23 protein-coding genes and 1 other RNA gene are annotated in these 24,579 nt (G+C 45.7%); 16 read left to right on the top strand and 8 right to left on the bottom strand.

The window, feature by feature from the left end; translation table 11 throughout:
• Positions 1–234: 234 nt before the first annotated feature.
• The 5 genes from LY387_RS13025 to LY387_RS13005 are packed head-to-tail and all read left to right on the top strand — an operon-like array spanning position 235 to position 5,599.
• Positions 235–1,632: a cbb3-type cytochrome c oxidase subunit I gene (locus LY387_RS13025; RefSeq protein WP_234494422.1), complete on the top strand. Its 1,398-nt coding sequence runs from the start codon at positions 235–237 to the stop codon at positions 1,630–1,632.
• Between the two features lie 4 nt (positions 1,633–1,636).
• The gene (locus LY387_RS13020) at positions 1,637–2,254 is read left to right on the top strand and encodes a cbb3-type cytochrome c oxidase subunit II (protein WP_128647894.1); all 618 of its coding nucleotides are present in this window, start codon (positions 1,637–1,639) and stop codon (positions 2,252–2,254) included.
• Positions 2,254–3,720, top strand: a complete 1,467-nt coding sequence (locus tag LY387_RS13015; RefSeq protein WP_234494421.1) for a c-type cytochrome — start codon at positions 2,254–2,256, stop codon at positions 3,718–3,720. Before LY387_RS13020 ends, LY387_RS13015 begins: the two co-directional genes overlap by 1 nt.
• Positions 3,721–3,753: 33 nt before the next feature.
• Positions 3,754–5,007 carry a molybdopterin-dependent oxidoreductase gene (locus LY387_RS13010; protein WP_234494420.1) on the top strand — a complete coding sequence of 418 codons (1,254 nt, stop codon included), beginning with the start codon at positions 3,754–3,756 and terminating at the stop codon, positions 5,005–5,007.
• A 1-nt stretch (position 5,008) separates the two neighbouring features.
• Entirely contained in the window at positions 5,009–5,599 is a 591-nt protein-coding gene (locus tag LY387_RS13005) for a hypothetical protein (RefSeq protein ID WP_234494419.1), read from the top strand.
• 159 nt (positions 5,600–5,758) lie between these two features.
• On the opposite strand, the gene ssrA is transcribed toward LY387_RS13005, so the two are convergent.
• Together ssrA and smpB are read right to left on the bottom strand one after the other, a co-directional pair.
• Positions 5,759–6,125, bottom strand: a transfer-messenger RNA (tmRNA) gene (ssrA, locus tag LY387_RS13000).
• 68 nt (positions 6,126–6,193) lie between these two features.
• On the bottom strand, positions 6,194–6,679 hold the full coding sequence (gene smpB / locus LY387_RS12995; protein ID WP_234494418.1) for an SsrA-binding protein SmpB: 486 nt from the start codon (positions 6,677–6,679) through the stop codon (positions 6,194–6,196).
• A 175-nt stretch (positions 6,680–6,854) separates the two neighbouring features.
• On the opposite strand from smpB, the gene LY387_RS12990 reads away from it, so the two are divergent.
• Together LY387_RS12990 and LY387_RS12985 are read left to right on the top strand one after the other, a co-directional pair.
• On the top strand, positions 6,855–7,295 hold the full coding sequence (locus LY387_RS12990; RefSeq protein ID WP_042476294.1) for an SRPBCC family protein: 441 nt from the start codon (positions 6,855–6,857) through the stop codon (positions 7,293–7,295).
• Positions 7,285–7,650, top strand: coding sequence for an RnfH family protein (locus LY387_RS12985; protein ID WP_234494417.1), 366 nt, complete (start codon positions 7,285–7,287; stop codon positions 7,648–7,650). Before LY387_RS12990 ends, LY387_RS12985 begins: the two co-directional genes overlap by 11 nt.
• 64 nt (positions 7,651–7,714) lie before the next feature.
• Here LY387_RS12985 and bamE read toward each other — a convergent pair whose 3' ends face one another.
• The 3 genes from bamE to nadK form a co-directional block, all read right to left on the bottom strand.
• A complete protein-coding gene (gene bamE, locus LY387_RS12980; protein WP_234494416.1) occupies positions 7,715–8,074 on the bottom strand; it encodes an outer membrane protein assembly factor BamE in 360 nt (119 codons plus the stop codon).
• Positions 8,075–8,244: 170 nt separating this feature from the next.
• Entirely contained in the window at positions 8,245–9,909 is a 1,665-nt protein-coding gene (gene recN / locus LY387_RS12975; protein ID WP_234494415.1) for a DNA repair protein RecN, read from the bottom strand.
• A 188-nt stretch (positions 9,910–10,097) separates the two neighbouring features.
• Entirely contained in the window at positions 10,098–10,982 is an 885-nt protein-coding gene (gene nadK, locus LY387_RS12970; RefSeq protein ID WP_042476304.1) for an NAD(+) kinase, read from the bottom strand.
• Positions 10,983–11,137: 155 nt separating this feature from the next.
• Between nadK and grpE the strand changes: the two genes are divergently transcribed.
• The 4 genes from grpE to dnaJ all read left to right on the top strand — a co-directional run bounded on the left by grpE (position 11,138) and on the right by dnaJ (position 16,946).
• Entirely contained in the window at positions 11,138–11,746 is a 609-nt protein-coding gene (gene grpE / locus LY387_RS12965) for a nucleotide exchange factor GrpE (RefSeq protein ID WP_042476307.1), read from the top strand.
• A gap of 273 nt (positions 11,747–12,019) precedes the next feature.
• Complete coding sequence (locus LY387_RS12960; protein WP_234494414.1) at positions 12,020–13,300, top strand: dicarboxylate/amino acid:cation symporter; 1,281 nt, start codon at positions 12,020–12,022, stop codon at positions 13,298–13,300.
• Positions 13,301–13,584: 284 nt separating this feature from the next.
• Positions 13,585–15,498, top strand: a complete 1,914-nt coding sequence (dnaK, locus tag LY387_RS12955; RefSeq protein WP_103881154.1) for a molecular chaperone DnaK — start codon at positions 13,585–13,587, stop codon at positions 15,496–15,498.
• A 305-nt stretch (positions 15,499–15,803) separates the two neighbouring features.
• Positions 15,804–16,946, top strand: a complete 1,143-nt coding sequence (gene dnaJ / locus LY387_RS12950) for a molecular chaperone DnaJ (RefSeq protein ID WP_234494413.1) — start codon at positions 15,804–15,806, stop codon at positions 16,944–16,946.
• Between the two features lie 96 nt (positions 16,947–17,042).
• Here dnaJ and LY387_RS12945 read toward each other — a convergent pair whose 3' ends face one another.
• Entirely contained in the window at positions 17,043–17,459 is a 417-nt protein-coding gene (locus LY387_RS12945; RefSeq protein WP_234494412.1) for a type IV pilin protein, read from the bottom strand.
• A gap of 114 nt (positions 17,460–17,573) precedes the next feature.
• Between LY387_RS12945 and LY387_RS12940 the strand changes: the two genes are divergently transcribed.
• The 5 genes from LY387_RS12940 (at position 17,574) to LY387_RS12920 (ending at position 22,312) form a co-directional block, all read left to right on the top strand.
• A complete protein-coding gene (locus LY387_RS12940; protein ID WP_234494411.1) occupies positions 17,574–18,086 on the top strand; it encodes a GspH/FimT family pseudopilin in 513 nt (170 codons plus the stop codon).
• Positions 18,055–18,696 (top strand): PilW family protein, encoded by a 642-nt coding sequence (locus tag LY387_RS12935; RefSeq protein ID WP_234494410.1) that lies wholly within the window; start codon positions 18,055–18,057, stop codon positions 18,694–18,696. Before LY387_RS12940 ends, LY387_RS12935 begins: the two co-directional genes overlap by 32 nt.
• Positions 18,693–19,940 carry a hypothetical protein gene (locus tag LY387_RS12930; protein ID WP_234494409.1) on the top strand — a complete coding sequence of 416 codons (1,248 nt, stop codon included), beginning with the start codon at positions 18,693–18,695 and terminating at the stop codon, positions 19,938–19,940. The genes LY387_RS12935 and LY387_RS12930 overlap by 4 nt, the downstream gene beginning before the upstream one ends.
• On the top strand, positions 19,930–20,340 hold the full coding sequence (locus LY387_RS12925) for a type IV pilus modification PilV family protein (RefSeq protein ID WP_234494408.1): 411 nt from the start codon (positions 19,930–19,932) through the stop codon (positions 20,338–20,340). The genes LY387_RS12930 and LY387_RS12925 overlap by 11 nt, the downstream gene beginning before the upstream one ends.
• A gap of 412 nt (positions 20,341–20,752) precedes the next feature.
• Complete coding sequence (locus LY387_RS12920) at positions 20,753–22,312, top strand: AbgT family transporter (protein WP_234494407.1); 1,560 nt, start codon at positions 20,753–20,755, stop codon at positions 22,310–22,312.
• A 94-nt stretch (positions 22,313–22,406) separates the two neighbouring features.
• On the opposite strand, the gene fghA is transcribed toward LY387_RS12920, so the two are convergent.
• Both fghA and LY387_RS12910 read right to left on the bottom strand, forming a co-directional pair.
• Entirely contained in the window at positions 22,407–23,252 is an 846-nt protein-coding gene (fghA, locus tag LY387_RS12915; protein WP_234494406.1) for an S-formylglutathione hydrolase, read from the bottom strand.
• 53 nt (positions 23,253–23,305) lie between these two features.
• Complete coding sequence (locus LY387_RS12910) at positions 23,306–24,430, bottom strand: S-(hydroxymethyl)glutathione dehydrogenase/class III alcohol dehydrogenase (protein ID WP_128647859.1); 1,125 nt, start codon at positions 24,428–24,430, stop codon at positions 23,306–23,308.
• Between the last annotated feature and the right edge of the window lie 149 nt (positions 24,431–24,579).

The raw sequence follows: 24,579 nt of genomic DNA, 5'->3' as shown, positions 1-24,579 counted from the left end.
CTAGTAATCATCTGCTTGATAATATTATGGAGAAGTCACGTCCCGATTTTAGGGGGTGGCGTTAAGTTATTGATCTTTTTTACGCTCCCTCGAATGTGGAACAAGATTATGGCTAGAAACGTAGAAGCCACTTCGCTGAATTAAAAATAGGTGCGGATTGCGAGAGCTATCGGAGTGTTACATTAAAAACAATCTGTAAATTATGTCGAATGCAATTATTTTCTGGAAAAAATCATGAATTTCAAAGAAGAAGAAAAAATAACTCGGTTCTTTGTTTTTGCTGCTTTGGGGTGGGCGATCATAGGTATGCTCGTTGGTCTTGTCGCAGCGGTTCAACTGTATGCACCTGAGCTCAACTTTGCGAATGAGTACTTAAACTTTGGTAAAATTCGTCCTATTCATACCAATGTGGTCATATTTGGTATGGTATGTAACTTCTTAATGGGGTTATCTCTCTACATTCTCTGCAAATCCTCATCTGTTAATTTAGCCTATAAAGGACTCGCTTGGGTTTTATTCTGGGGATGGCAGCTAATTTTACTTGTTGGCATAGTTACATTATCAATGGGCTATACTTCCACTAAAGAATATGCCGAAATGGAATGGCCGTTAGACATAGGAATTGTCGTTCTCTGGCTGACCTTTGCGCTTGTTTTCTTTACGACTTTAGGTAAAAGAAAAACCAAGCATATATTTGTATCAAACTGGTTTAGTGGTGCGGTTATTATCGTCATTGCACTGATATTTGTGGTAAATAATCTTGCAATGCCTTTGTATGCATTTAAGTCCTATTCGATTTTCTCTGGTGCCAGTGACTCTCTTGTTCAATGGTGGTGGGGCCATAACGCGGTAGGTTTTCTTCTAACCGCTGTGTTTGTGGGTACCAATTACTATTTCATTCCTAAGTTAGTAAACAGACCAATTTATTCTTACCGACTATCGTTAATTACTTTCTGGGGTTTGATTGGCTTTTATACTTGGGCAGGCACTCACCATCTAGTCTACACATCAGTCCCATCATGGATTCAAAATATTGGTGTTGTGATGTCATTACTACTTTGGCTGCCATCATGGGCAGGCGCTTTTAATGCTTGGATGACTGCAATATCGAATAAAGAAGCGCGGAAAACGAACCCAATAGTGTGGTTCTTTATGTCTTCCATTCTTTATTACGCTCTGGCGACGTTCGAAGGCCCCCTTATGGCAATTCGTTGGTTTAACCAAGTAGCACACAACACGAGCTGGGTAATAGGACACGTTCACTCTGGTGCTTTAGGTTGGGTTGGCATGACTGTGATTGCCACCTTGTACTACATGATTCCAAAGCTACTGAACAAAGAGCTGTTTTCTTATCGTCTTGTAAAGGTTCATTTTGTATTAGCTCACCTTGGCGTGTTGTTCTACATCGTTTCTTTGTGGATTGGCGGGATTGGACAGGGAAGCATGTGGTTAGCATTAACGGATTATGGTTCTCTGGCTTACACCTTCTCTCAAGTGTTGGATTTCATTAAACCTTACATGCTGGGTCGCACAATCGGTGGAGGACTGTATGTGCTGGGGATGTTGGTAATGGTGTACAACCTATACATGACATCAAGATCACGAATTGAATTGGCAGAACAAAAGGCGTAGTGATATGGAAAATTCAATATCTAAATCTTCATTCGCGTTCATTACGATTACAACGATCGTCGTTATGTTTTCCTTTTTTGTGTGGGTTTTTCCAAGCTTCTTCTATTCCAATGATTTAGCTAAAAAGACAACAGCGCAACCTTACACAGCATTGGAGCTCGCGGGGCGTGATGTATACATGTCTCAAGGGTGTGTGTCTTGTCATACGCAAATGGTTCGAAACATTGAAGCTGAAAGAAAGCGTTACGGCAGACCAAATAAAATGGAAGACGATGTCTATGAGTTCACGTTCCTATGGAGCTCTCAGCGTACCGGGCCTGACTTAACCAATATCGGGCTGAAGTATACGCCTGACTGGCATACGCAGCATTTGATCAACCCGCAATCCGTCGTACCGAATTCGATTATGCCGCAATACCCTTGGTTGTTTGAAAAGCCATTAAATCCAGATCATGTTGAAGCGGCGATGGAAGCAATGAAAAAACTGGGTGTGCCTTATACCGATAATCAAATTGCTAAGGCCGCAGACGAAGTGAAAGACAAAACGGAAGGAGAGGCGTTAGTGTCATATCTGATGAGCTTAGGGGTGGATACGCACAATGATGTTGGAGGGCTACAGTAGTGGAATGGAGTCAAACGTTATCAACAGTTCTGTCGATTATCTTCTTCTTTATCATGATAGCGGTTATTTACGCGCAATTTCGCAAACGTAAAAGTGCAGATAAAAACAAAACGCTAGAAGAGTTTGATGGAATCATTGAGAAAGATGCCCCAATACCAAGGATTCTGTTCATAGGCTACTTTCTTGGCTTTGCTGGTGCCATTGTCTATGTGTTGTTATTTCCAGGCTTCGCGACTTGGGGCGGTTTTTTAAACTGGCAACCCAAAGACGACGCGTATGTCGGTTCTCCTGTCAATCTGGATGCGAAAATAGACGATTTGGTCGTGGGCAAAACAGACAAACAAGTATTCGAAGCATTGATTGATTATGAAGATATCGTGAATAACGGTAAAGCGCTGTTCGGAGAGAACTGTGGGGCGTGTCATGGCCGTTCGGGAGATGGTCAACATAACTTCCCAGTGCTTTCTGATGATGACTGGTTGTATGGTGGTTCTCCGATGGATGTCTATACAACGATTCATAATGGCCGCGAAGGACGCATGCCAGCATGGCGTGATGTGCTTACGGAGGATGAAATCGATTCGCTTACCGATTACGTGTCTAACTTAAACAGCGATAATTTTGTTTTCAACGAGAGCTTCAATAACAACTGTAGTACTTGTCATGGTGAAGACGCGAAGGGAAATCAGGGCGTCGGCGCTCCAAATCTTACTGATGACGTTTGGCTACATGGTGGAAGCAAAGAAGACATCAGAAAGAGCATTACTCAAGGTGTTAACAACCAAATGCCTGGCTTTGGTGAGAGATTGACTCGCAATCAGATTATGTCTTTGACTACCTACATCATGTCACTTCAGCCGGATACTGAAACGCTGATCGCAAGTAACGATGACGATAGTTATCTACTTTCGAGAAACGAGCTGCCTCTGCCTTCGAGCGTATCAGTATGTACAAGCTGTCATGGCAAAGATGGTAACAGTGTTATCCCTGGTGCTCCTAATCTAGCCGGTCTGAAATTTGAGTACATTTATAATCAGATCCATCTGTTCGACAACGGCAACAGAGATAACGCCACAATGAAGGGTATGGTTACTCATCTTAGTGATCAAGACAGAGTGTTAGTTGCTAAGTACTATGCCTCGCTAACCCCTCCAGAACCCGATAACCACCGCCCTGAAGTGCCAGAGAATGGTGTCATAACTGATCCAACTGAGCGTATGGTCTATCAAGGTGATTGGAAAAGAGCCATTCCAGCTTGTACGACTTGTCACGGTGAAAGGTTAGAAGGTAGCGCTTCATTCCCTAGATTAGCAGGTCAGTCATCAGTGTATTTGGTTGAGCAGTTCAACAACTGGCGCTCCGGAGCGAGAAAGGGCGATCAAGGTGAGATGATGTATAACGTCGCCAAAAAACTGTCCTCTCAAGAAATTGAAGACCTATCAAAGTATCTATCAGAGCTGAAATAGCAACCGTGAATTAAGCGTAGGAGATGAATTAGCATGAAAATGAATAAACTGCGAAGAGAGGTTGTAAAAGCCTGTGGGTTGCTACCACTAGCTGCGACTCCATTTGCATCGATAGCCAAAACATTTATGGAAAACGGCGTTCAGTATTCTGATGGTGAGGGTGTTACTTTTGCTGCTGGGCCGAAACCGATATTAAGCTCTTTTCCGCAAAAGAAAGACATGGTGATTGTTCATACAAGACCCCCACACTTAGAAACCCCATTTGAAGTGTTTAATGATGGTTTACTGACACCGAATGATAGGTTCTTCGTTCGATACCACTTAGCGGACTTTCCAACATTTATTGATACGGATACTTACACAATCAAAATCTCAGGTTTGGTTGAGAAAGAAATAAACATGAGTTTAGCTGAACTCAAATCTATCGAGGGTCAGCAAGAGATCGTCGCAGTCCAGCAGTGTACCGGTAATAGCCGAGGTTACTCATCGCCAAGAGTATTCGGTGCTCAGTTGGGCAATGGTGCAATGGGCAACGCGAAGTTCAAAGGCGTTCCTTTGAAAAATGTTCTAGCAAAAGCAGGTATCAAAGCAGAAGCGACGAGTGTTGTTATTGATGGCATTGATAAGCCAGTTCGTTCAACAACACCAGACTTTTTAAAATCGCTCCCGTTGACACATGTAGATACTGGTGAACCCATGCTGGTCTGGGAGATGAATGGCGAGCCTCTGCCATTTCTGAATGGGTTTCCAGTGAAGTTGATTGTGCCGGGCTGGTTCGCGACATACTGGGTTAAGCATGTCAATCATTTGGAATTGATTGAGGGGGAATTTGATACGTTCGATTCGTTCTTTATGTCAGAAGGTTACCGACTGCCCGACAACGACAGCAAGAGTGAAACGCCTGAAAATCGAGCGACTAAAACCAAGCCGGTAACCACGTTCCCTATTCGAAGTTTCATAACGAGTGTATTGAATGGAGACTCAGTCGAAGCTGGAAAAGAGATTACCTTAAAGGGGATCGCATTCGACAGCGGAAGTGGCATTAAGACAGTAGAGGTTTCCTTTGACGGTGGTCGAAAGTGGAACAGTACGACGCTTGGGCAGGACTTAGGTCGCTTTTCTTACAGAGGATGGTCAATGAAACACACTTTCAATGAGAAAGGAAGAACCTTACTTATGGTGAGAGCGGTAGCGAATAGTGGTGAAAAGCAGCCGACAAAAGCGACATGGAACCATGGTGGCTACAATCGGAATGTCATTGAACGGACGGATATTGAGGTGGTTTAGTATGAAAATCCTGATTTGCCTTTGTTTATTGATTAGCGCATTCGCTCATGCTGAATTTAACTCGGTCACGCTTCCTTCGGATACGACGAAACTGCTGCCATCGGAATTACCAGGGTATGAGTTAGCGAGATCTAAATGTCACCTTTGTCACTCGATGGATTATGTCTTTTATCAACCTCCGCGTAAGGATTTTGAAGAATGGACCAAAGAGATGATGAAGATGAGAAATGCTTACGGAGCTCCGATTAGCGCAGAGGAAGCCAAGTACATCGCTGCATATCTTGCTGTATCTTATGGCACGGCAAAAGAGGATGATCCTGAAATCGCTGCGTTGACGAAGTCATACGATCGTAAAGAAGTTTATAAGTATCAAAACTTAGATGTGCAAGAGCTTATGGACACGAAAGTGTGCATTGCTTGTAATGTTGACGACCAAACGTTACTGGACATTAAACATGAATACGAGGGACAACCGAACGCCCTTGATAGGCTTGGTCACGCAATTAAGACTGGCAAGGTTAATGGTCATGCGCCATCATTGAATCGAAATGAGTCAGAGGCCATTGCCGATTATATTCTTAACCTTAAATAACAAGGTTTAATATCGAAAGTTGTCTTTATGTAGCGGTAGTTCTTACTGAATATAATGACGATGTGCGTAGAGAGTGTTTGATTTCTCTACGCCTTTTCGAAAAGATGACCAATACAAAAAGGGCGATAACTCATAGAGTTATCGCCCTTTCCAAACGTTTGGTGGAGCTGGCGGGAGTTGAACCCGCGTCCAAAAACCATTCATCATTGGTACTACATGCTTAGTCGATCTTTAAATTCACCACCAACCTGCGAACCGACACGCTAGTTAATGGCTAACCTGAATTATAATTCGCCGTTCATCTCTCAGGTGGGAAAATCCGGGCTAGCGCGTTTGGGTTTGATCTCTCGTTATTCCCCGTCTTACGTGCGGAAGCTAGGGCGAGAGAGCTCTGAGCAGGTTATTAAGCTGCTAGTGCGTAGTTTTCGTCGTTTGCGACTATTTTTTTGCGGCTTTTTACGTGGCCAACCGCCCCACGGCATGCACCTCAGACTGCAAAATTCCTGTCGAATCCTAAATCAGCCCCAAAGTGTTCTTCGCATGTTACCAGAAAAGCTTAGCCTGTCTAGCACTGCGGAGTTTAACTGGTCAGTTTTAGCGCAAATTACTCTTCATGATTCGCGCTTTATCACGTGCCCAATCTTTTTCTTTCAAATCAGCACGTTTGTCGTGAAGCTTTTTACCTTTCGCGACGCCTACTTTGATCTTAGCCCAAGAGCGCGACCAATACATAGTCGTAGCAACCAGCGCCATACCGTCACGGTTAACTAGACCGATAAGCTTGTCTAGTTCGCGGCGGTGCATGAGCAGTTTACGCACGCGCGTTGGCTCGGCAACAATGTGAGTTGATGCTTGGTTGAGCGGAATGATAGACATGCCGCTGATGTAAGCTTGGCCATCACGTAGGAAAACGTAGCTCTCAGCGATATTGGCTTTGCCTGAGCGTAGGGATTTAACTTCCCAGCCTTGCAGCTCGATACCAGCTTCGATCTCGTCCTGAATGTGAAATTCGTGGCGAGCTTTCTTGTTCTGAGCGATGGTATTGCTACCCGCTTTATTCTTTGAATTCTTCTTTACCATAGTGGCGTCATTATACGGCTTGTTTTTGTGTTAAGGAAAGGGTTTTATTCGCCAAGGTTTTGTTTTGTGTGAGCTTGCGTTACCTCCCTATTCTAGTAGGGTGTGAGCGTGCGACTTGAGCTAACTGCTGCTTAACAGTAGAATCGGAGGCAACCTTTTAGTTTGGGGAGTTTTTATGCAACAAGTGACTCGCTCAGCGCTCGTGATGTTCAGTGCTGATCAAATGTTTAACTTGGTCAATGATGTCGCCAGTTATCCTGATTTTTTGCCGGGCTGTTCAGGTTCTCGAGTATTAGAGGCGACCAACTCAGCGATGGTTGCATCGGTTGATGTCTCTAAGGCAGGGATCAGTAAAACATTTACTACCGCGAATACTTTAGTGCATGGAAGCGAAATCTTGATGGAGCTGGTTGACGGTCCTTTTAAGATGCTTAAGGGCGTTTGGTCTTTCATTCCACTTGATGATCAAGCCTGCAAAGTTGAGCTTAAGCTTGAGTTTGAGTTTTCGAGCAAAATGATTGAACTCGCTTTTGGAAAGATCTTCCACGATGTAACGAGCAATATGGTTAACGCGTTTACCAAGCGTGCCAAAGAGGTTTACACCTATGAGTGCTGATTCGCAGCTAATCCACGTTGAGGTGGTTTATGCATTGCCTCAAGAGCAGCGTGTTTTTCAGTTGGTGGTAAACCACGAATCGACGGTAGAAGAGATCATTCAAAAGTCGGGGGTTCTCGCGGTTTACCCAGAGATAGACCTGTCTGAAAACAAAGTCGGTGTGTTTAGTCGAAATGTTAAACTTGATGCGACGGTCAGAGATAAGGACCGAATCGAGATTTATCGTCCATTGCTTGCCGACCCTAAAGAGATCAGACGTAAACGTGCAGAACAGGCGAAGAACTCAGGCAAAGCCGATCCAGTCACGGGCGGAAAGCCATCTCCGCTTCGGAAGAAAGATTCTGAGACAAGCTAAGAAACTACTACTTTCTGAACATTAAAAAAGCTCGCCTAGGCGAGCTTTTTTGAATCCGATAAGGTTAGTTGAGCGCGTCGAAAAAGTTGTCGCTTGCCTCATAGTCTCCTGAAATCGCTGCGAGTGTGCCACTGCCATCAAAGTTGACGATAAGGTTTTGTTGAACCGGGTCATCGTGACCTTTGGTTGCGTGATAAATGTAGTACCACGTATTTGGATAACCATTTTCAACCAGCATTGGTGAGCCTAGAACAAAGCGAACTTGTTCTTTGGTCATGCCATAGCGCAGTTGGTCTACCGCATTTTGCTCAACGAAGTTGCCTTGGTTGATGTCGATGCGATAAACGATTTTTTCTATTACTGAACATCCTGTCAGCACACTAAGTGCTAGTGGTAATGCAAGTAACCACTTCTTTAATTGCATAGCTCTAATTTACAACGTCGATTTTTGAAACTGCAAAGATAATAAACAAGGATGAGCCAGAAGTAAAAACTTGTCTGCTCTAGATAGGGCTATTGGCGCTCGTTTTATGAGTTGAGCAGCAATCCTTGGTTAATTTTCCCGGTTTAGGGAACTATCTCCACCTAACGTAATCATGCTGCGATCAGTAGCTCCTTAGCATTGGCCAATGTTGAGTCGGTGATTTGGCTGCCACCAAGCAAACGAGCCAATTCACTGATGCGTTCCTGCTCATTCAAGTTAAGCATGCTAGTCTCTGTCTTGTTGGCTTTTGTAGTTTTAGTAACAAACAATTGCTGATGACCGTGACCCGCAACTTGTGGTAGGTGGGTAACACACAGTACTTGAGTCGACTCACCAAGCTTGCGTAGCATTTTACCCACGACCGCTGCGGTAGGGCCGCTGATACCCACATCCACTTCATCAAAAATAAGACTCGGCGTATCGACTTTTTGTGCGGTAATAACCTGAATTGCAAGAGATATTCGTGAAAGCTCACCACCTGACGCCACTTTGGCAATCGGCTGCATCGGTTGACCTGGGTTGGTCGATACTAAGAACACGACGTTATCCATACCGGTTGGAGAAGGGTGCTCAGACTGGAAGGAGACATCAATAGCGAACTTCGCCTTCTCCATACTGAGCTCATGCATACTTTGAGAAATAAGCTTATTAAGCTCTTTTGCATAGCGACCGCGTGACTTATTGAGCTTTTCACTGGCTCTGACATAGGCTTCAAAGTGCGCGGTAACTTCTTGTTCCATCTCTGCAAGCTTCTCATCAGAGCAATCAAGAGCGTCTATTTGTGCCAGCAGATCTTGATGATGCTGATAGAGCTCCTCGGGCATGACATGATGCTTACGAGCGAGGGACATGATTTTGGAAAAACGCTCCTCCACATAAGCCATGCGCTCAGGATCGACATCAATTTTGTCTAAATAGCTTCGAAGCTCAGTATTGGCTTCTTCAATTTGAATGATCGCTTCTTCAATCATGTTAGGTAGCGGCGTTAGACTTGAATCTAGCTCAGCAAGTTGCAAAAGTTTACTACTCGCCGTTTGAAGCATAGCCAGTGCGTTGACTTCATCGCCTTCATAAATAATATCGATAGCTTGCTGGCAGGTAACGGCAAGCTCACCGCTGTTTGATAGGCGCTTATGTTCTTGCTCAAGCTCAGGAAACTCTTCTTCACCGATAGCGAGTTCATTGAGTTCCTTGATTTGATATTCAAGAAGCTGAAGCTGAGCTAAGTTATTGGCGCTGTTTTCTTTTAACTGATTAAGAGCAATGTCGGCGCTTCTCCAAGTTTGGTATTTGGAGCGGACTTGCTTGAGCAGTGCCGTATGTCCAGCGTATTGATCGAGCAGACTCAACTGGTAGTCACTTTTCATCAGCTGATGGTGAGCATGTTGACCATGAATATTGATGAGCAGTTGTCCCAATGCTTTAAGCTGCGACAAGGGGACCGGGCTGCCATTGATAAAGGCGCGTGAGCGTCCTTCTTTGGTAATCGTGCGGCGCAAAATACATTCAGTGCCATCAAACAGGTCATTGTCTTCGAGCCAGCGCGTTGCTTGCTGGTTATTCTCAATCGCAAATGCAGCGGTAACCTCGGTTTTGTCTTCACCGGCGCGGACCGCACCCGCATCCGCTCTGCCACCAAGACAAAGACCGAGAGCATCTATCGCAATGGATTTACCTGCGCCAGTTTCGCCAGTGATGGTTGTCATACCTGTACAAAGTTCTAACTGCAGCGATTTTACGATAGCAAAATTATTAACACTTAGATGAGACAGCATTTTAATTACCTGTTTAAATGAACATTACTGTATGTAAATTCAGTATATACTGTTTCTTTATACAGTAAAGTTGTACAGGTAAATTTTTATGTGACACGACGCACTGTTGTAAGTTTTTTGAGCAAAAAGGACGTCGAGAAGAAGAAAAAAGCCCCAACGGTGATGTTGAGGCTATCTATATAATTGTTCTAAAAAAGTTTACTAGACCAACCGAGCTTGTTCCTGAGAACATGGTAGTAGCTATAGTCCTTAGGATGGATGAGCTTGAGTATGTTTGGGCTCTGATAGATGTGAATTTCGTCACCAGGAGAGACGGGCAGCGAGATTTGTCCATCACAGCTCACCTCTTGCGTTCCTCGGTTGTCAGGAGAGACAACGAGCTTTATGCGACAATTTCCATCAACTACAAGCGGGCGGCTCGATAGCGTATGTGGGAACATAGGCACCAAAGAGATGGCATTGAGCTGAGAAGATAGGATTGGACCACCACCTGAGAGGGAATACGCGGTAGACCCTGTTGGTGTTGATACGATCAGGCCATCAGAGCGCAAGCTGAAAGCAAAGGAGTCGTCGATATAGACCTCAAACTCAATCATGTGCGCCACTTGTCCGGGGTGGAGAACTGCCTCATTTAAGGCGGCGTTGTGACTTTTGATTTGACCGTGCCTGTGGATCTCTGCTTCGAGCAAGAAGCGTTTCTCCTCCAAGTATTCACCCTGAAGTACCGCTTCTAACGCCGTCTCAAATCCTTCAGGGTTAAGATCCGTTAGGAAGCCGAGGTTGCCGCGGTTAACGCCTATAACGGCAACGTCAAAACGCGATAATACTCTGGCAGCACCAAGCATGTTTCCATCGCCACCAACAACAATAGCGAGATCTGCTTCGCGACCAATTCGCACTAGGCTGAAAAAATGTTGTCTTGGAATATCGACCAGAATGTCGATTAATCTGTCATCCACCAAGACCTTATAGCCTTTAGAGGTTAGCCATTGAAACAACTCTTTATGGGTTTGAATGGCTTGTTGGGCTCGAGGTTTGCCTATGATGGCGATCACCTCAAAAGGTTTTTTCATATCACTTCCAAACTATTAGTGCTTGAATCACAAATCTTCATCCCCATAATATACCCAAAGTATGTATATATGCAGTGTTTGGTGCGATTTTGTTCCTAAGAATTGTGGGTGAGTCGTATTATGCATTGCCTTGAATCGAGTATTCCGGAGAGACCATGAGCAACGAAGAAAACAAGGTAAATCAAGAAGAGCTAAACACCCAAGAAGCGGAAGCAAAACAGGAAGATGCAGAAGTGGTTGGTTCTGACGCTGACGTGGAATGGAACGAAGAATCCGAGCAAGACATTCAAGAAGCTAAAATTGCTCAGCTAGAAGCAGCCCTGCTATCTAGTGAAGCGAAAGTAAAAGAGCAGCAAGATTCTGTTCTTCGCGCGAAAGCTGACGTAGAGAACATGCGTCGTCGCACAGAGCAAGAAATTGATAAAGCTCGTAAGTACGCGCTTAACAAGTTTGCTGAAGAGCTGCTGCCAGTGATTGATAACCTTGAGCGCGCTATCGCAGCGGCTGATGCAGAAAACGAAGTGGTTAAACCGATCGTTGAGGGCGTTGAAATGACGCACAAGACTTTCGTTGATGTTGTCGCTAAGTTCGGTCTTAAAGAGATCAACCCAGAAGGTGAAGCGTTTAACCCTGAACAACACCAAGCGATGTCTATTCAGGAAAGTGCTGACCACGAGCCAAACACTGTCATGTTTGTTATGCAAAAGGGTTATGAACTCAACGGACGCGTCATCCGACCAGCAATGGTTATGGTGTCAAAATAACAGAAAGTTTCTGGGGGTTGACACTAGAGGTTTATCCCAGCAATTTTCCCAAATCTATAAAATGAAGCCTTATGGGCTTCATTTTTTTTGGTTTAATAATCTGGTTTTGCAGATAAAAACAGAGTTATAAACTTTAAAATTTGGATAACGAAATGTAAAATTTATGCTTTCATTCTGGCTTTAGATCTGTAATATCCCCTGAGCTTTCTATAAATAAGAAAGCAAATAACTATAAAAATGCAGGGACTAAACACAACATTCTGGAGTTTATGAATGAATAAATCACTATCCCAAAAGATCTTTATAGGTCTATTTGCTGGCCTTTTAATTGGTACGGCGATTCAATACTTGTTCGCGGGTGTTAGCATTTTTGACCAATACCTATTAGGTTTGGCAGAAGGCGTTGGCGGCATGTTCGTCTCACTTATCAAGCTTTTAGTTGTACCGCTGGTCTACGTATCTATCGTGTGCGGTATTGTAGAACTTAAAGACATCAACTCTTTCGGTCGCCTTGGCGGCAAAACTTTTGCGCTTTATATTCTTAACACCGTTATTGCGATCACCTTTGCTCTTGCGATTGGTATGATTGTACAGCCAGGTGCCGGTGCTAACTTAGGCGGCACAGTTGCCGAAGCGGTGGAGATCACCTCTACAACGACGCCAGACATCTTCTCGATGATCACGAACATTGTCCCAAGCAACCCAATTCAAGCGTTTGCAAATGGCGACATGCTACAAATTATCTTTATGGCGATCCTAACAGGTCTGGCGATCCAAGCCCTGGATAAGAAAGGTGGTCCGGCAATCAATGCATTCAAAGTCGCTAACGACGTGATGATGAAGCTAATCGGTCTTGTCATGAGCCTAGCTCCGTACGGTGTATTTGCACTTATGATTCAGCTTGGCGCAACGCTAAATGCTAATACATTGGCATCCGTAGCTGGCTACGTTGCCTTGGTGGTTGGTATCCTTGTGCTATGGATCTTCGTTGTGTACCCAATCATGGTCGGCGCAACAACTAAGATGACGCCAGCGCAGTTTATTCGCGCGACTCGTGAGCAGGTGCTGTTCTCACTATCAACAGCAAGCTCTAACGCGACGATTCCTGTAACTATGCGCACTCTGACAGACAAGATTGGTGTCTCTAAATCTGTAGCAGGTTTTGGTGTTCCACTGGGCGCGACCATGAACATGGCAGGTGCTTCTATCTACATCGCTATCGCGACGATTTTCATTGCCAATGCCTTTGGTCAGCCAATCCAAATGGGCGATCTGTTTACTCTAGGCTTTACAGTATTGCTTCTTTCTATCGGTGCTGGTGGCGTCCCAGGCGGCGGTGTTGTGATGATTGGTGTTATCCTTCACCAACTAGGTTTGCCACCAGAGGGTTTGGCGATTGTTGCTGCCGTTGACCGTATTAACGATATGTTCTGTACAAGCTCTAACGTAGTAGGTGATACCGCCGTGAACACGATTGTAGCGGGTAGCGAAGGCGAGCTTGGTGCGCCAGAAGCTCAAGAGAGCGAAGCGACACTCGCTGAGAGTCGTGCTTAATCGCCAAAAAAAATCATTAGAGAAGAAAAGCGGAGCCCATTTGGCTCCGCTTTTTTATTTCTCAAACACTTGGCGTAGGTTGAATAACGTCCAAGGTAGGCGGTGATGCCTCATCGGAGAAGAAAAAACTTAAAATTTTTTCACTTTTTCCCTTGAAAAGCATTTTGACGCCCTTATCTAAGGGTCATACAGAAAACAAACCTATTGCGAGCGGGCAAATTGTCGGCTCTCAGCCTCACACTGAGGCAGCAAACGAAACAATAGAATTATTCGGAGATAGCCTGATGGGTAAAATCATTGGTATTGACTTAGGTACTACTAACTCTTGTGTTGCTGTTCTAGACGGCGACAAACCACGCGTAATCGAAAATGCTGAAGGTGAGCGTACAACCGCATCGGTTATCGCATACACAGACGGCGAAACGCTAGTAGGTCAACCTGCGAAACGTCAAGCAGTTACAAACCCAGAGAACACGCTATTTGCTATTAAGCGTCTTATCGGTCGTCGTTTTGAAGACGAAGAAGTTCAGCGCGATATCGAAATCATGCCTTACAAAATCGTTAAGGCTGACAACGGTGATGCATGGGTAGAAGCGAAAGGCCAACAAATGGCTGCTCCTCAAGTATCTGCTGAAGTACTTAAGAAGATGAAGAAAACTGCTGAAGACTTCCTAGGAGAGGAAGTAACTGGTGCAGTTATCACAGTTCCTGCTTACTTTAACGATGCGCAGCGTCAAGCAACTAAAGATGCTGGTCGTATCGCAGGTCTAGAAGTTAAACGTATCATCAACGAACCAACAGCAGCAGCACTTGCTTACGGTCTAGACAAGAAAGGCGGCGACCGCACTATCGCAGTTTACGACCTTGGTGGTGGTACATTCGATATCTCTATCATCGAGATTGACGAAGTTGAAGGCGAGAAAACTTTTGAAGTTCTAGCAACTAACGGTGACACGCACCTTGGTGGTGAAGACTTCGATAACCGCATGATCAACTACCTAGTTGAAGAGTTCAAGAAAGAGCAAGGCATCGATCTTAAGAACGATCCACTAGCAATGCAGCGTGTTAAAGAAGCAGCAGAAAAAGCGAAGATCGAGCTTTCTTCTACTTCTCAAACTGACGTAAACCTACCTTACGTGACTGCAGATGCAACTGGTCCTAAGCACATGAACGTAAAAGTGACTCGTGCGAAACTAGAATCTCTAGTTGAAGACCTAGTACAACGTTCTCTTGAGCCACTAAAAGTTGCTCTAGCAGATGCAGACCTATCAGTAAGCGACATCAACGACGTAATCCTAGTTGGTGGTCAAACTCGTATGCCTATGGTTCAAGCGAAAGTGGCTGAGTTCTTCGGTAAAGAAGCTCGCCGTGACGTGAACCCAGACGAAGCAGTTGCAATGGGTGCTGCAGTTCAAGGTGGTGTACTAGCGGGTGATGTGAAAGACGTACTTCTACTAGACGTTACTCCTCTGTCTCTAGGTATCGAGACTATGGGCGGCGTAATGACTAAGCTAGTTGAGAAGAACACCACTATCCCAACGAAAGCGAACCAAGTTTTCTCTACAGCAGAAGACAACCAGAACGCGGTAACTATCCACGTTCTTCAAGGTGAGCGTAAGCAAGCGATGTACAACAAGTCTCTAGGTCAATTCAACCTAGAAGGCATTCAAGCTGCACCTCGTGGTATGCCTCAAATCGAAGTGACTTTCGACCTAGATGCGGACGGTATCCTACACGTATCTGCGAAAGACAAGTCGACAGGTAAAGAGCAGAAGATCACTATCCAAGCGTCTGGCGGTCTGAGCGATGAAGACATCGAGAAAATGGTTCAAGAAGCAGAAGCTAACAAAGAAGCGGACAAGAAGTTCGAAGAGCTAGCAACTGCACGTAACCAAGCAGACCAAATGATTCACGGTACTCGTAAGCAAGTAGAAGAAGCTGGTGAAGCGCTACCTGCAGAAGAGAAAGAGAAGATCGAAGCTGCAATCACTGAGCTAGAAGAAGCTCGCAAAGGTGAAGACAAAGAAGCGATCGACGCGAAAGTTCAAGCGCTAATGGCAGCGGCTCAGAAGCTAATGGAAATCGCACAGCAGCAAGCTCAAGCACAAGGTGCTGGCGCTGAAGCTGGCGAACAACCTAAGCAAGACGACGATGTTGTTGATGCTGAGTTCGAAGAAGTAAAAGACGAGAAAAAATAATTCCTCGTCGCTATAAAGCCCAATCTCGGCGTCGGAAATGCTCATTTGCACTTTCTCTATGAAAACTAAGCAAACTGCGCGTTTCCTCCTTGAGCTTGAACTTTATAGCTTAGAGAATTCAGTGAACTGGGTTCTCGAAAAGTGATTTATGCGGGCGTTTGGGGTAACCTTTACGCCCGCAAATTTGTAAACAGTGAGTTTACGAGAGTCATGTCGCTCTAGATAAGGACACCAATCTTTATCTAGAACGATACAATCCCCAAACAGCGTCGGGCTGTTTGTCGAAGTAATTGGTAACAAGCAATATGTCAAAACGTGATTTTTACGAAGTATTAGGCGTTGATCGTGACGCATCAGAGCGCGACATCAAGAAGGCGTATAAGCGTCTTGCGATGAAGTATCACCCAGATAGAAACCAAGGTGATGAGACGGCGGCTGAGAAGTTTAAAGAAGTAAAAGAAGCGTACGAGGTCCTAACTGAGCCTCAGAAGAAAGCGGCGTATGACCAATACGGTCACGCAGCGTTTGAACAAGGTGGCATGGGTGGCGGCGGCTTCGGCGGCGGCGGTGCTGATTTCGGTGACATCTTCGGTGACGTATTTGGTGATATCTTTGGTGGCGGTCGTCGTGGCGGCGGTGGCCATCGTGCACAGCGCGGTGCAGACTTGCGCTACAACATGGAACTAACGCTAGAAGAAGCGGTTCGCGGTATTTCAAAAGAGATTGAAGTCCCAACGCTGGTGGAGTGTGAGACGTGTGACGGCTCTGGCTCGAAGAAAGGCTCTTCACCACAAACCTGTGGCACCTGTCATGGTCACGGCCAAGTTCAAATGCGCCAAGGCTTCTTTGCGGTTCAGCAAACCTGTCCGACTTGTAGCGGTACCGGTAAGATTATTAAAGACCCATGTAACAGCTGTCATGGTCAAGGCCGCGTACAGAAGACGAAGACACTTAACGTTAAGATCCCAGCTGGCGTCGATACTGGTGATCGTATTCGTCTATCTGGCGAAGGCGAAGCGGGAGAGCATGGTGCACCAGCAGGTGACTTGTATGTACAAGTACACGTAAAAGAGCACCACATCTTTGAGCGTGAAGGCAACAACCTGTACTGTGAAGTGCCAGTGAGCTTTGCTCAAGCAGCGCTGGGCGGCGAAGTGGAAGTTCCAACACTAGACGGTCGTGTCAGCCTGAAAGTGCCAGAAGAGACCCAGACAGGTCGTATGTTCCGCATGCGTGGCAAAGGCGTGAAAGGCGTTCGTGGCGGCGGTGTGGGTGACCTCATCGTTAAGCTGGTGGTAGAAACGCCTGTTAAGCTAAGCGCGCGCCAGAAAGAGCTTCTGCATGAGTTTGAAGAGTCATGTGGCGGTGAAGCTGCGAACACGCACAAGCCTAAGTCAGAAGGGTTCTTCAATGGTGTGAAGAAGTTTTTTGATGATCTAACGAGCTAAGCCCTTAACTCGTTTATGATTTAATCAACAGCCCGCGATAACTCAAGTTATCGCGGGCTGTTTACATTTCGGGCACGAATAACGTAGTGGTGTGCTCTACCAGCAATCGATAGGTGATACATTGCCTTTGGAGTCGATGGTCATTGCCTTATCAGCACCAAGGCAGGTATCGTCGGATTGTCGCGTCGTTGTTTGTGCGATGGCTTTGATGGTGTAAGTTGCTGCGGCAGTACTGACAACCTCAAACTGGTAACGATCGAGTGAGGACTCGCACACCGAACAAACCCCTCCAGAAATCACAGCTTCAAACTGATAGCCTGCATTGTAAGTTCGTTCTAACTCGAGCTGCATCTCCAGCAGGTCACCTAGGGCTACCATTCTATAGCTTTCTCTAATGTGTTGGTGGTAATTGGGATAAGCGATTGAGGTTAAGATCCCTAGAATGGCTAGGGCGATCAATAACTCGATCAGTGTCAAACCTAGCTGCCTGTGATTACCTTGTTTGCATCGCATTCTATTAAGTCAATCCAACTGCCTATTTTAAAAGACTTTTCCAGTTTTGCCTGCTGCTAGGATTAAGGCAAGTAGATTGGATTGTTTGTTATTTGTTTCATAGGTATTTGGGAAATGGTTCGCGGCTTTACCTTTTTGGAATTGATCATCACCATCGTCATCTCTGGCATTATTTTAATGGCAATGGTGCCTGCGTTTACCAATACAGCTAAGTCCAACAAGGTAGAGCGAGCTGTTTTAGAACTTTACGGCATCATTGTGCAGACACAAGCAGAATCCATACTGCGCAATCAGCCGCTTTGGCTGCATTTTGAAGGGTTACCTGAGGGCGCTTCAAATGGTGATTGGAGCGCAGTTGTGGCCAACAGTGAGAGCTTAAACAGTGCAGATACGGATAGGTTGTTTACGCTCTATGGCGCGCCCTTTGACGGCATTACGCTAGAGGTCAACTACAATGGAAAGCAAGTTAAGGTTGACCACATTACAGGGGCGGCTCGAGCGGCGGGCAATATCACCATAAAACCCTATCCCCAGAGTGTGGGCTTCGCCAAAATCGTGACAGATGCGAACTCTGGTCGGGTACGTGCCTGTCAACATGGCGCTGAGTTTGGTCTGGGGGCTTGCTAAGGTGAGAAGGCAAAAAGGCATTGCTCTTATTGAGATGCTGGTTGCATCAGCGGCAGGCATTCTGCTGATATCCCTTGTCGGTTCCCTCTATGTTTCCGTTCAAAGTCACGCTTCACAGCGATCTCAACTGCTGCTTTTGAATCAAGCGTTGGCAACCACCGCGAGGCGGATTCAAAACGACATGATTCGAGCAGGCTACGATGGCGTCAAAGATGAGAGCTTAGTGGCTTTGGGGGCATCTGGAACCATTTTTATCTCCCAGAGTGGCTCAGTTGCTCAATATGCGTATCGAGATGATAGAGGTCAGGCACCGGTGGAAAACGTGGTTTGGCAGCACGACTCGCAAAGGGGGAGGCTTGCGATATGTCGAGAGAAAACCAGTGTTGCGAGTGGCGCGAAGGCGACTTCATTCTCACAAGCTTCTGGTTGCACGTCCATATTTGAGCCAAACCTCATTCATGTTGCTTCGTTTTCCTTACAGAGCCATCTAGTCGCGAGTGATAACGCCTCTCATCAGTTTATTGATATGACCTTCGAAGCGCAGCTACGACAAAACGAGGACATTTCCAGCACGCTCACTCGACAGTTTTTAGTGAGGAATGGGCAATGATGAAGCAGTCGGGAGTCGTCACCCTAATGACTACAGGGCTGTTACTGGTCGTTGGACTTATTATCACAATGGGCGCTTATAGAGCTGCACTCTACGAGATAAAACGTGCGCAAAATGAAGTCGAGTCGAGAAAAGCCTACTGGCAGGCTGAAGGGGGAGTTGAATGTGGGGTAGCACAGTTTGTCCCAACATTAATGATGCCAAAGAGCGTAACCGCATGTGATGCTGGTATAGAGATTGTCCCTAGTTTTACTTTGGACGAATCGACGCAAGAGATCATCCTTTCTGCTAAAGCGGGGTCTCATGTGGTGAGTCGGCGTTTTATCCCTTCAAGCTCCAACCTGCAGTCTGGTGCGCTGCAAAGTAGTGGAAGCTTTGTTGCAAAGAGTGCTGTGAATATCACCACACCGGACCCTGGCTCAAAACTTGAAGATGGAAAGTGGGATTGTACGGCTGTGAGGTTTGGTGGACGATTTACCGCTAACGCATCGATTACCAATAGTGGTGTCGTTCATGGCAATTTGCCTTATCAGGGCTTTGAGCACAATGAGAAAGACTGTGTTGAGAAAACAATAGTGAATGGCAGTTGTTCGTCTGACTCCCAACCTCAATGCCTGTTAAGTGATTTCAAGAAAGATTCGAAGCTTAACATCTTCAAGGATTTTTTCGGCGTCGAGCCTCAGTATCATGACTCTGTGAGAGACAGTGGCGATTTCCATATTATTGATTTAGCTGGAGAACAGCTAGGGGCAAAAAACTGCGGAGCAGCGATCATTGAGCAGCTCGAGGCGGATGCACGAAAACTCTGGGTTGAAGGTTCATGCGTTATCTCTTCTACAGAGCTTGCCGCAATAAAGTCGGCACTCAACCCTACAGGACTCGAGAAAAAAGCAATCACTCTAGTCGTACATGATGGGCTTTTTGCGCTTCAAGGCGCAGCGACGCTCGATGGCGTGGTTTTTCATTTTAATTATGACTTTTCACCATCTGAAGAAGCCTGGAAAACGCTCGATCTAGCGGATAGCGCGGTGGCTCATTTTCCTGATGACTATGGTTTAGCCGTGTATTACCAGGGCGGAAGTTTTAGCATCACTGGTGGTGTCTTTTTTGATTACCCCGACTCAAGCCATGTTTCTCTATTTAGAGATTCACTTTCCTTTCACTACAATCGAGATGTCATTCGCCAAGCACAAGCCAACACCTCTCTGTTTACTTGGAAAAAGGGCGCATGGCGTGACTTCTAATCAGCGTGGTTTTAGTTTAATCGAGGTGATGATTGCCATGTGTCTCGTTGGCGTCGGAGCGCTAGGACTGGTCAAAATGCAAACCTTCATCGAACAGCGCTCCGATTATGCCTACAGCAGTATTCAGGCCCTTGGTTTGGCAGAAGCAAAGTTGGAGTGGTTTCGTACTCGAGGCGCAAACAGCGTAGACTCCTCTATGGACGTCGCAGACTTTGACGCCGATATTATTGATGGCTCAGAGTTACGCGATCCCTATTTTCTGACCTGGACAGTACCCACAGTCACCATGGATGGGAATGTCAAAACCGTTGTCGTGAATGTGTCTTGGAGCGATAGGCTAGGGCAATCACAAAACCTATCGTTAACAACGCAGATCTCTCGTTTTAGTGAATTTGATTAACATTCAGAGCATCACAACGGGTTGCTATATCTTCAAACTATTGAAATCGTTCTCTCTGTGCGATTTCTAATATCAACTATCTGTTTTCATTGCACATTACCCTCTTACCAATAGCGCTTGCCAAGTGATGCACAGCCTCAGTTTTTAGAATGCGGTTAAATTATAAGCTATCTTTATATCATCGGGCATTTTGCGTGCTAGTTAGATAATTGTTTTGCTATTGTGCTAATTGTTGTTGGTTAAATGTTATGATAATCGGTAATTTTTGCAAAATAAGTCTACAAATATGGAAAAAGTTCCAAATTATCTACTCTTTTCATGTTTTTTAAATAGAATGGTCACGCAGATTTTATGTCACAGTGAAACTTGCCTTGAGATTCACAAATAACAACATCACACACACGGAGTTACCATGAGTAACCAATCGATTAATCAAGCGCCAGCTCCAAAGCCGACTGGAATGGATCGCTTTTTAAACTTTATTGAGAAAGCGGGTAACAAGATCCCAGATCCTGCTATCTTATTTTTCTGGGCTCTCGTTATTGTTTGGGTTGCATCAGCACTTTTATCAAATGTCAGTTTCGACCTGATTAACCCACGTACAGACGCGCCATTAGAAGTAACTAACCTTCTAACGGGTCAAGCTCTGGCTAGTTTCCTTGCTAACATGGTCACAACCTTCACTGGTTTTGCGCCTCTAGGTATCGTATTGGTTGCGATGCTGGGTGTTGGTGTTGCTGATTCTTCAGGCTTCATCACTACTGGTCTTAAGAAGATGCTGAACTTCACGCCAGCGAAACTTCTAACACCTATGTTGATTCTTGTTGCTATCGTTTCTCACACAGCAGCGGATGCAGGCTATGTTCTAGTTATTCCTCTAGGTGGTATCATTTTCCACGCGGCAGGTCGTCACCCACTTGCGGGTATTGCAGCAGCGTTTGCTGGTGTATCAGGCGGCTTCTCTGCAAACTTCATCCCATCTGGTATTGACCCACTACTTGCTGGTTTCACGCAAACATCTGCGCAGGTTCTAGACCCAGAATACATTGTTAACCCACTAGCAAACATCTTCTTCACAGGTCTTTCTTCTGTGATCATCGTTGCTATCGGTTGGTATGTTACTGAGAAAATCATTGAGCCACGCCTAGCGAACACACCAATTGATGAAGATGCAGAAGAAGCACCAGATCTAGGTACGTTCACAGAGACAGAATCTAAAGCGTTCCGCGCGGCAGGTTGGGCTATGATGGCGGGTATTGCACTGCTTATCGCTGCAATCATTCCAGAATCATCAGCACTTCGCTCTCCAGAAGGTGAGATCACAGCGTTCTCTGCACCACTAATGCAGTCTATCGTTCCACTTATCTTCATCCTGTTTATCATCCCTGGCTACGTATACGGTCGTGTATCTGGCACATTTAAGAACAGCGACGATGTCATTAAAGCGATGGGTACGACCATGTCAACCATGGGCGCATACATTGTAATGTCGTTCTTCTGTGCACAGTTCCTTGCGGCGTTTGGTCAGTCAAACATCGGTACTATGCTGGCACTTTACGGTGCAGAAGGTCTGAAAGCGATGAACCTGCCAGGTCAGGCAACGATCGTTGGTATGATTCTGCTAACTGCATTTGTTAACCTACTGGTTGGCTCTGCATCAGCGAAGTGGGCACTGATTGGTCCAATCCTAGTTCCAATGCTAATGGCTGTTGGTATCTCTCCTGAGCTATCTCAAGCAGCTTACCGTGTTGGTGACTCTGTATCGAACATCATCTCACCTCTAATGGTATTCTTCCCACTGGTTGTGGTTTACTGCCAACGCTACGTGAAGTCTACTGGTATCGGTACGCTAGCTTCTCTAATGATGCCATTCTCAATCGCAATGCTGATTGGTTGGACTATCTTCTTGCTAGCTTACTGGGCTCTAGGTATCCCACTAGGTATCCAAGCGCCATACACTTACACTATGTAAGTTGTAGTAAGAGACTAAAAAAGCCCGCCAGGTATGATTGCCTTGGCGGGCTTTTTGTTTTGTCGCTCTCGGTTTTAGTTTCTCAAGCTGAAAACTAGTCTTTTAAGAATCCGGCGTGAAAGCGTAAGTGATCATCGATGAAGCTTTGGATAAAGAAGTAGCTGTGATCGTAGCCTGGCTGCATGCGAAGTTTTACATCACTGCCTGAGCTTTCCGCCGCCGCTAGTAGCAGTTCAGGCTTGAGTTGCTCTTGCAAAAATCCGTCGTCTTCACCTTGCTCGACTAAAATCGGCAGGGTAGCTTGGGCACTTTTCAGAAGCTCGACACTATCGTATTGCTTCCATTGTTCGGTATTGTTGCCAAGGTAATGGCTCAGCGCTTTTTGTCCCCAAGGACAGTTCATAGGATTACTGATCGGACTAAATGCAGATATCGAACGGTAGCGGTCACTGTTCTTAAGACCAATAGTCAGTGCGCCGTGTCCGCCCATGCTATGTCCAGAGATAGAGCGCACGCTTGTTACAGGGAAGTGCTCTTCGACTAGCTTCGGCAACTCCTCTACGATGTAGCTGTACATCTGATAGTGTTCATCCCAAGGAGCTTGAGTGGCATTCACATAGAAGCCAGCACCGAGACCAAAATCGTAGGCACCGTCTGGGTCATCCGGCACGCCTTCTCCACGAGGGCTGGTATCCGGTGCAACGATGGCAATACCAAGCTTAGCAGCAGCGCGAAACGCGCCTGCTTTTTGCATGAAATTCTCATCGGTACAGGTTAAGCCTGATAGCCAATAAAGCACTGGAACTGGGTTGTCGGCACTCGCCTCTGGCGGTAAGTAAATTGCAAAGCGCATCGAGCAATTTAGAGCGCTTGAGGTATGTTGGTATTGCTTATGCCAGCCGCCAAATACTTTTGCTTGGCTGAGGTTTTCTATTGTCATTCTATCAACCTAAATGAAAGAAGGGCTCTGTATGCAGAGCCCTAAGCTGGATCTTAGTAGTGAATTACGCTGCGGATACTTTCGCCTTTGTGCATAAGCTCGAACGCTTCGTTGATCTCATCAAGAGGCATAGTGTGAGTGATAAACTCTTGTAGCCCAAACTCACCTGCCATGTAGCGTTCAACGATCTCTGGAAGCTCACTGCGACCTTTAACGCCACCAAATGCACTACCACGCCATACGCGGCCAGTAACAAGCTGGAATGGACGAGTAGAGATCTCTTGACCAGCACCTGCAACACCAATGATAACCGACTCACCCCAACCTTTGTGGCAGCACTCAAGTGCTTGGCGCATCACGTTGACGTTACCGATACACTCGAACGAGTAATCAACACCACCATCAGTCATCTCGATGATAACTTCTTGAATTGGCTTATCAAACTTCTGTGGGTTAATCACGTCTGTTGCGCCTAGTTGTTGAGCGAGCTCGAATTTGCTTTCGTTGATATCGATACCGATGATCTTGCTCGCACCAGCCATACGTGCACCGATAATTGCAGACAGGCCAATGCCACCAAGACCGAAGATCGCGACGGTATCGCCTTTCTCAACTTTGGCTGTGTTCAGTACTGCGCCCATACCTGTCGTTACGCCGCAGCCAAGGAGACACACTTCTTCAAGTGGGGCTTCTTTGTTCACTTTAGCCAGCGAAATCTCAGGCAGTACGGTGTATTCAGAGAACGTAGAGCAGCCCATGTAGTGGTAAATTGGCTGACCGTCTTTGTAGAAGCGAGTCGTACCATCTGGCATTAGACCTTTACCTTGAGTTTCACGAACCGCTTGACACAGGTTAGTTTTACCCGACTTACAGAATTTACATTCGCCGCACTCAGCTGTGTACAGTGGGATAACATGGTCACCCACCTCAACACTCGTTACGCCTTCACCAACCATCTCAACAATACCGCCACCCTCGTGACCAAGAATACTTGGGAAGATACCTTCTGGATCGTCACCGGAGAGGGTAAATGCATCAGTGTGGCAAACACCAGTCGCCACGATTTTCACCAGTACTTCACCTGCCTTTGGCAGCATGACGTCGACTTCTTCCATTTTTAGTGGTTGGTTTGGACCCCAAGCGACAGCTGCGCGTGATTTGATAAATTGTTCAGTCATGGTTTTTCCTTTCCTTCAAGGTCACGAATCTTTACTTAAGAACACAAACGGCTAACTCAATAAGGTTAGTTCACTTCACTCCGTTTGCATCGAATGACAAGGAGTATATTTGTTTCTTAAAAAATGATAATCACGAGAATTTGAAATAC

It is taken from the genome of Vibrio maritimus (assembly GCF_021441885.1).
GTDB classification, from domain to species: domain Bacteria; phylum Pseudomonadota; class Gammaproteobacteria; order Enterobacterales; family Vibrionaceae; genus Vibrio; species Vibrio maritimus_B.
The sequence above is the reverse complement of the archived record's forward strand: the minus strand, read 5'-3'. Positions and strand labels throughout refer to the sequence as shown.

Coding starts and splice junctions, on each gene's coding strand:
- LY387_RS12935 (WP_234494410.1), top strand. CDS start 18,055: ATGGCGCTGAGTTTGGTCTGGGGGCTTGCTAAGGTGAGAAGGCAAAAA.
- LY387_RS13020 (WP_128647894.1), top strand. CDS start 1,637: ATGGAAAATTCAATATCTAAATCTTCATTCGCGTTCATTACGATTACA.
- dnaK (WP_103881154.1), top strand. CDS start 13,585: ATGGGTAAAATCATTGGTATTGACTTAGGTACTACTAACTCTTGTGTT.
- LY387_RS12940 (WP_234494411.1), top strand. CDS start 17,574: ATGGTTCGCGGCTTTACCTTTTTGGAATTGATCATCACCATCGTCATC.
- LY387_RS12990 (WP_042476294.1), top strand. CDS start 6,855: ATGCAACAAGTGACTCGCTCAGCGCTCGTGATGTTCAGTGCTGATCAA.
- smpB (WP_234494418.1), bottom strand. CDS start 6,679: ATGGTAAAGAAGAATTCAAAGAATAAAGCGGGTAGCAATACCATCGCT.
- fghA (WP_234494406.1), bottom strand. CDS start 23,252: ATGACAATAGAAAACCTCAGCCAAGCAAAAGTATTTGGCGGCTGGCAT.
- nadK (WP_042476304.1), bottom strand. CDS start 10,982: ATGAAAAAACCTTTTGAGGTGATCGCCATCATAGGCAAACCTCGAGCC.
- bamE (WP_234494416.1), bottom strand. CDS start 8,074: ATGCAATTAAAGAAGTGGTTACTTGCATTACCACTAGCACTTAGTGTG.
- recN (WP_234494415.1), bottom strand. CDS start 9,909: ATGCTGTCTCATCTAAGTGTTAATAATTTTGCTATCGTAAAATCGCTG.
- grpE (WP_042476307.1), top strand. CDS start 11,138: ATGAGCAACGAAGAAAACAAGGTAAATCAAGAAGAGCTAAACACCCAA.
- LY387_RS12910 (WP_128647859.1), bottom strand. CDS start 24,430: ATGACTGAACAATTTATCAAATCACGCGCAGCTGTCGCTTGGGGTCCA.
- LY387_RS12920 (WP_234494407.1), top strand. CDS start 20,753: ATGAGTAACCAATCGATTAATCAAGCGCCAGCTCCAAAGCCGACTGGA.
- dnaJ (WP_234494413.1), top strand. CDS start 15,804: ATGTCAAAACGTGATTTTTACGAAGTATTAGGCGTTGATCGTGACGCA.
- LY387_RS12930 (WP_234494409.1), top strand. CDS start 18,693: ATGATGAAGCAGTCGGGAGTCGTCACCCTAATGACTACAGGGCTGTTA.
- LY387_RS12960 (WP_234494414.1), top strand. CDS start 12,020: ATGAATAAATCACTATCCCAAAAGATCTTTATAGGTCTATTTGCTGGC.
- LY387_RS13005 (WP_234494419.1), top strand. CDS start 5,009: ATGAAAATCCTGATTTGCCTTTGTTTATTGATTAGCGCATTCGCTCAT.
- LY387_RS12985 (WP_234494417.1), top strand. CDS start 7,285: ATGAGTGCTGATTCGCAGCTAATCCACGTTGAGGTGGTTTATGCATTG.
- LY387_RS13025 (WP_234494422.1), top strand. CDS start 235: ATGAATTTCAAAGAAGAAGAAAAAATAACTCGGTTCTTTGTTTTTGCT.
- LY387_RS12945 (WP_234494412.1), bottom strand. CDS start 17,459: ATGCGATGCAAACAAGGTAATCACAGGCAGCTAGGTTTGACACTGATC.
- LY387_RS13010 (WP_234494420.1), top strand. CDS start 3,754: ATGAAAATGAATAAACTGCGAAGAGAGGTTGTAAAAGCCTGTGGGTTG.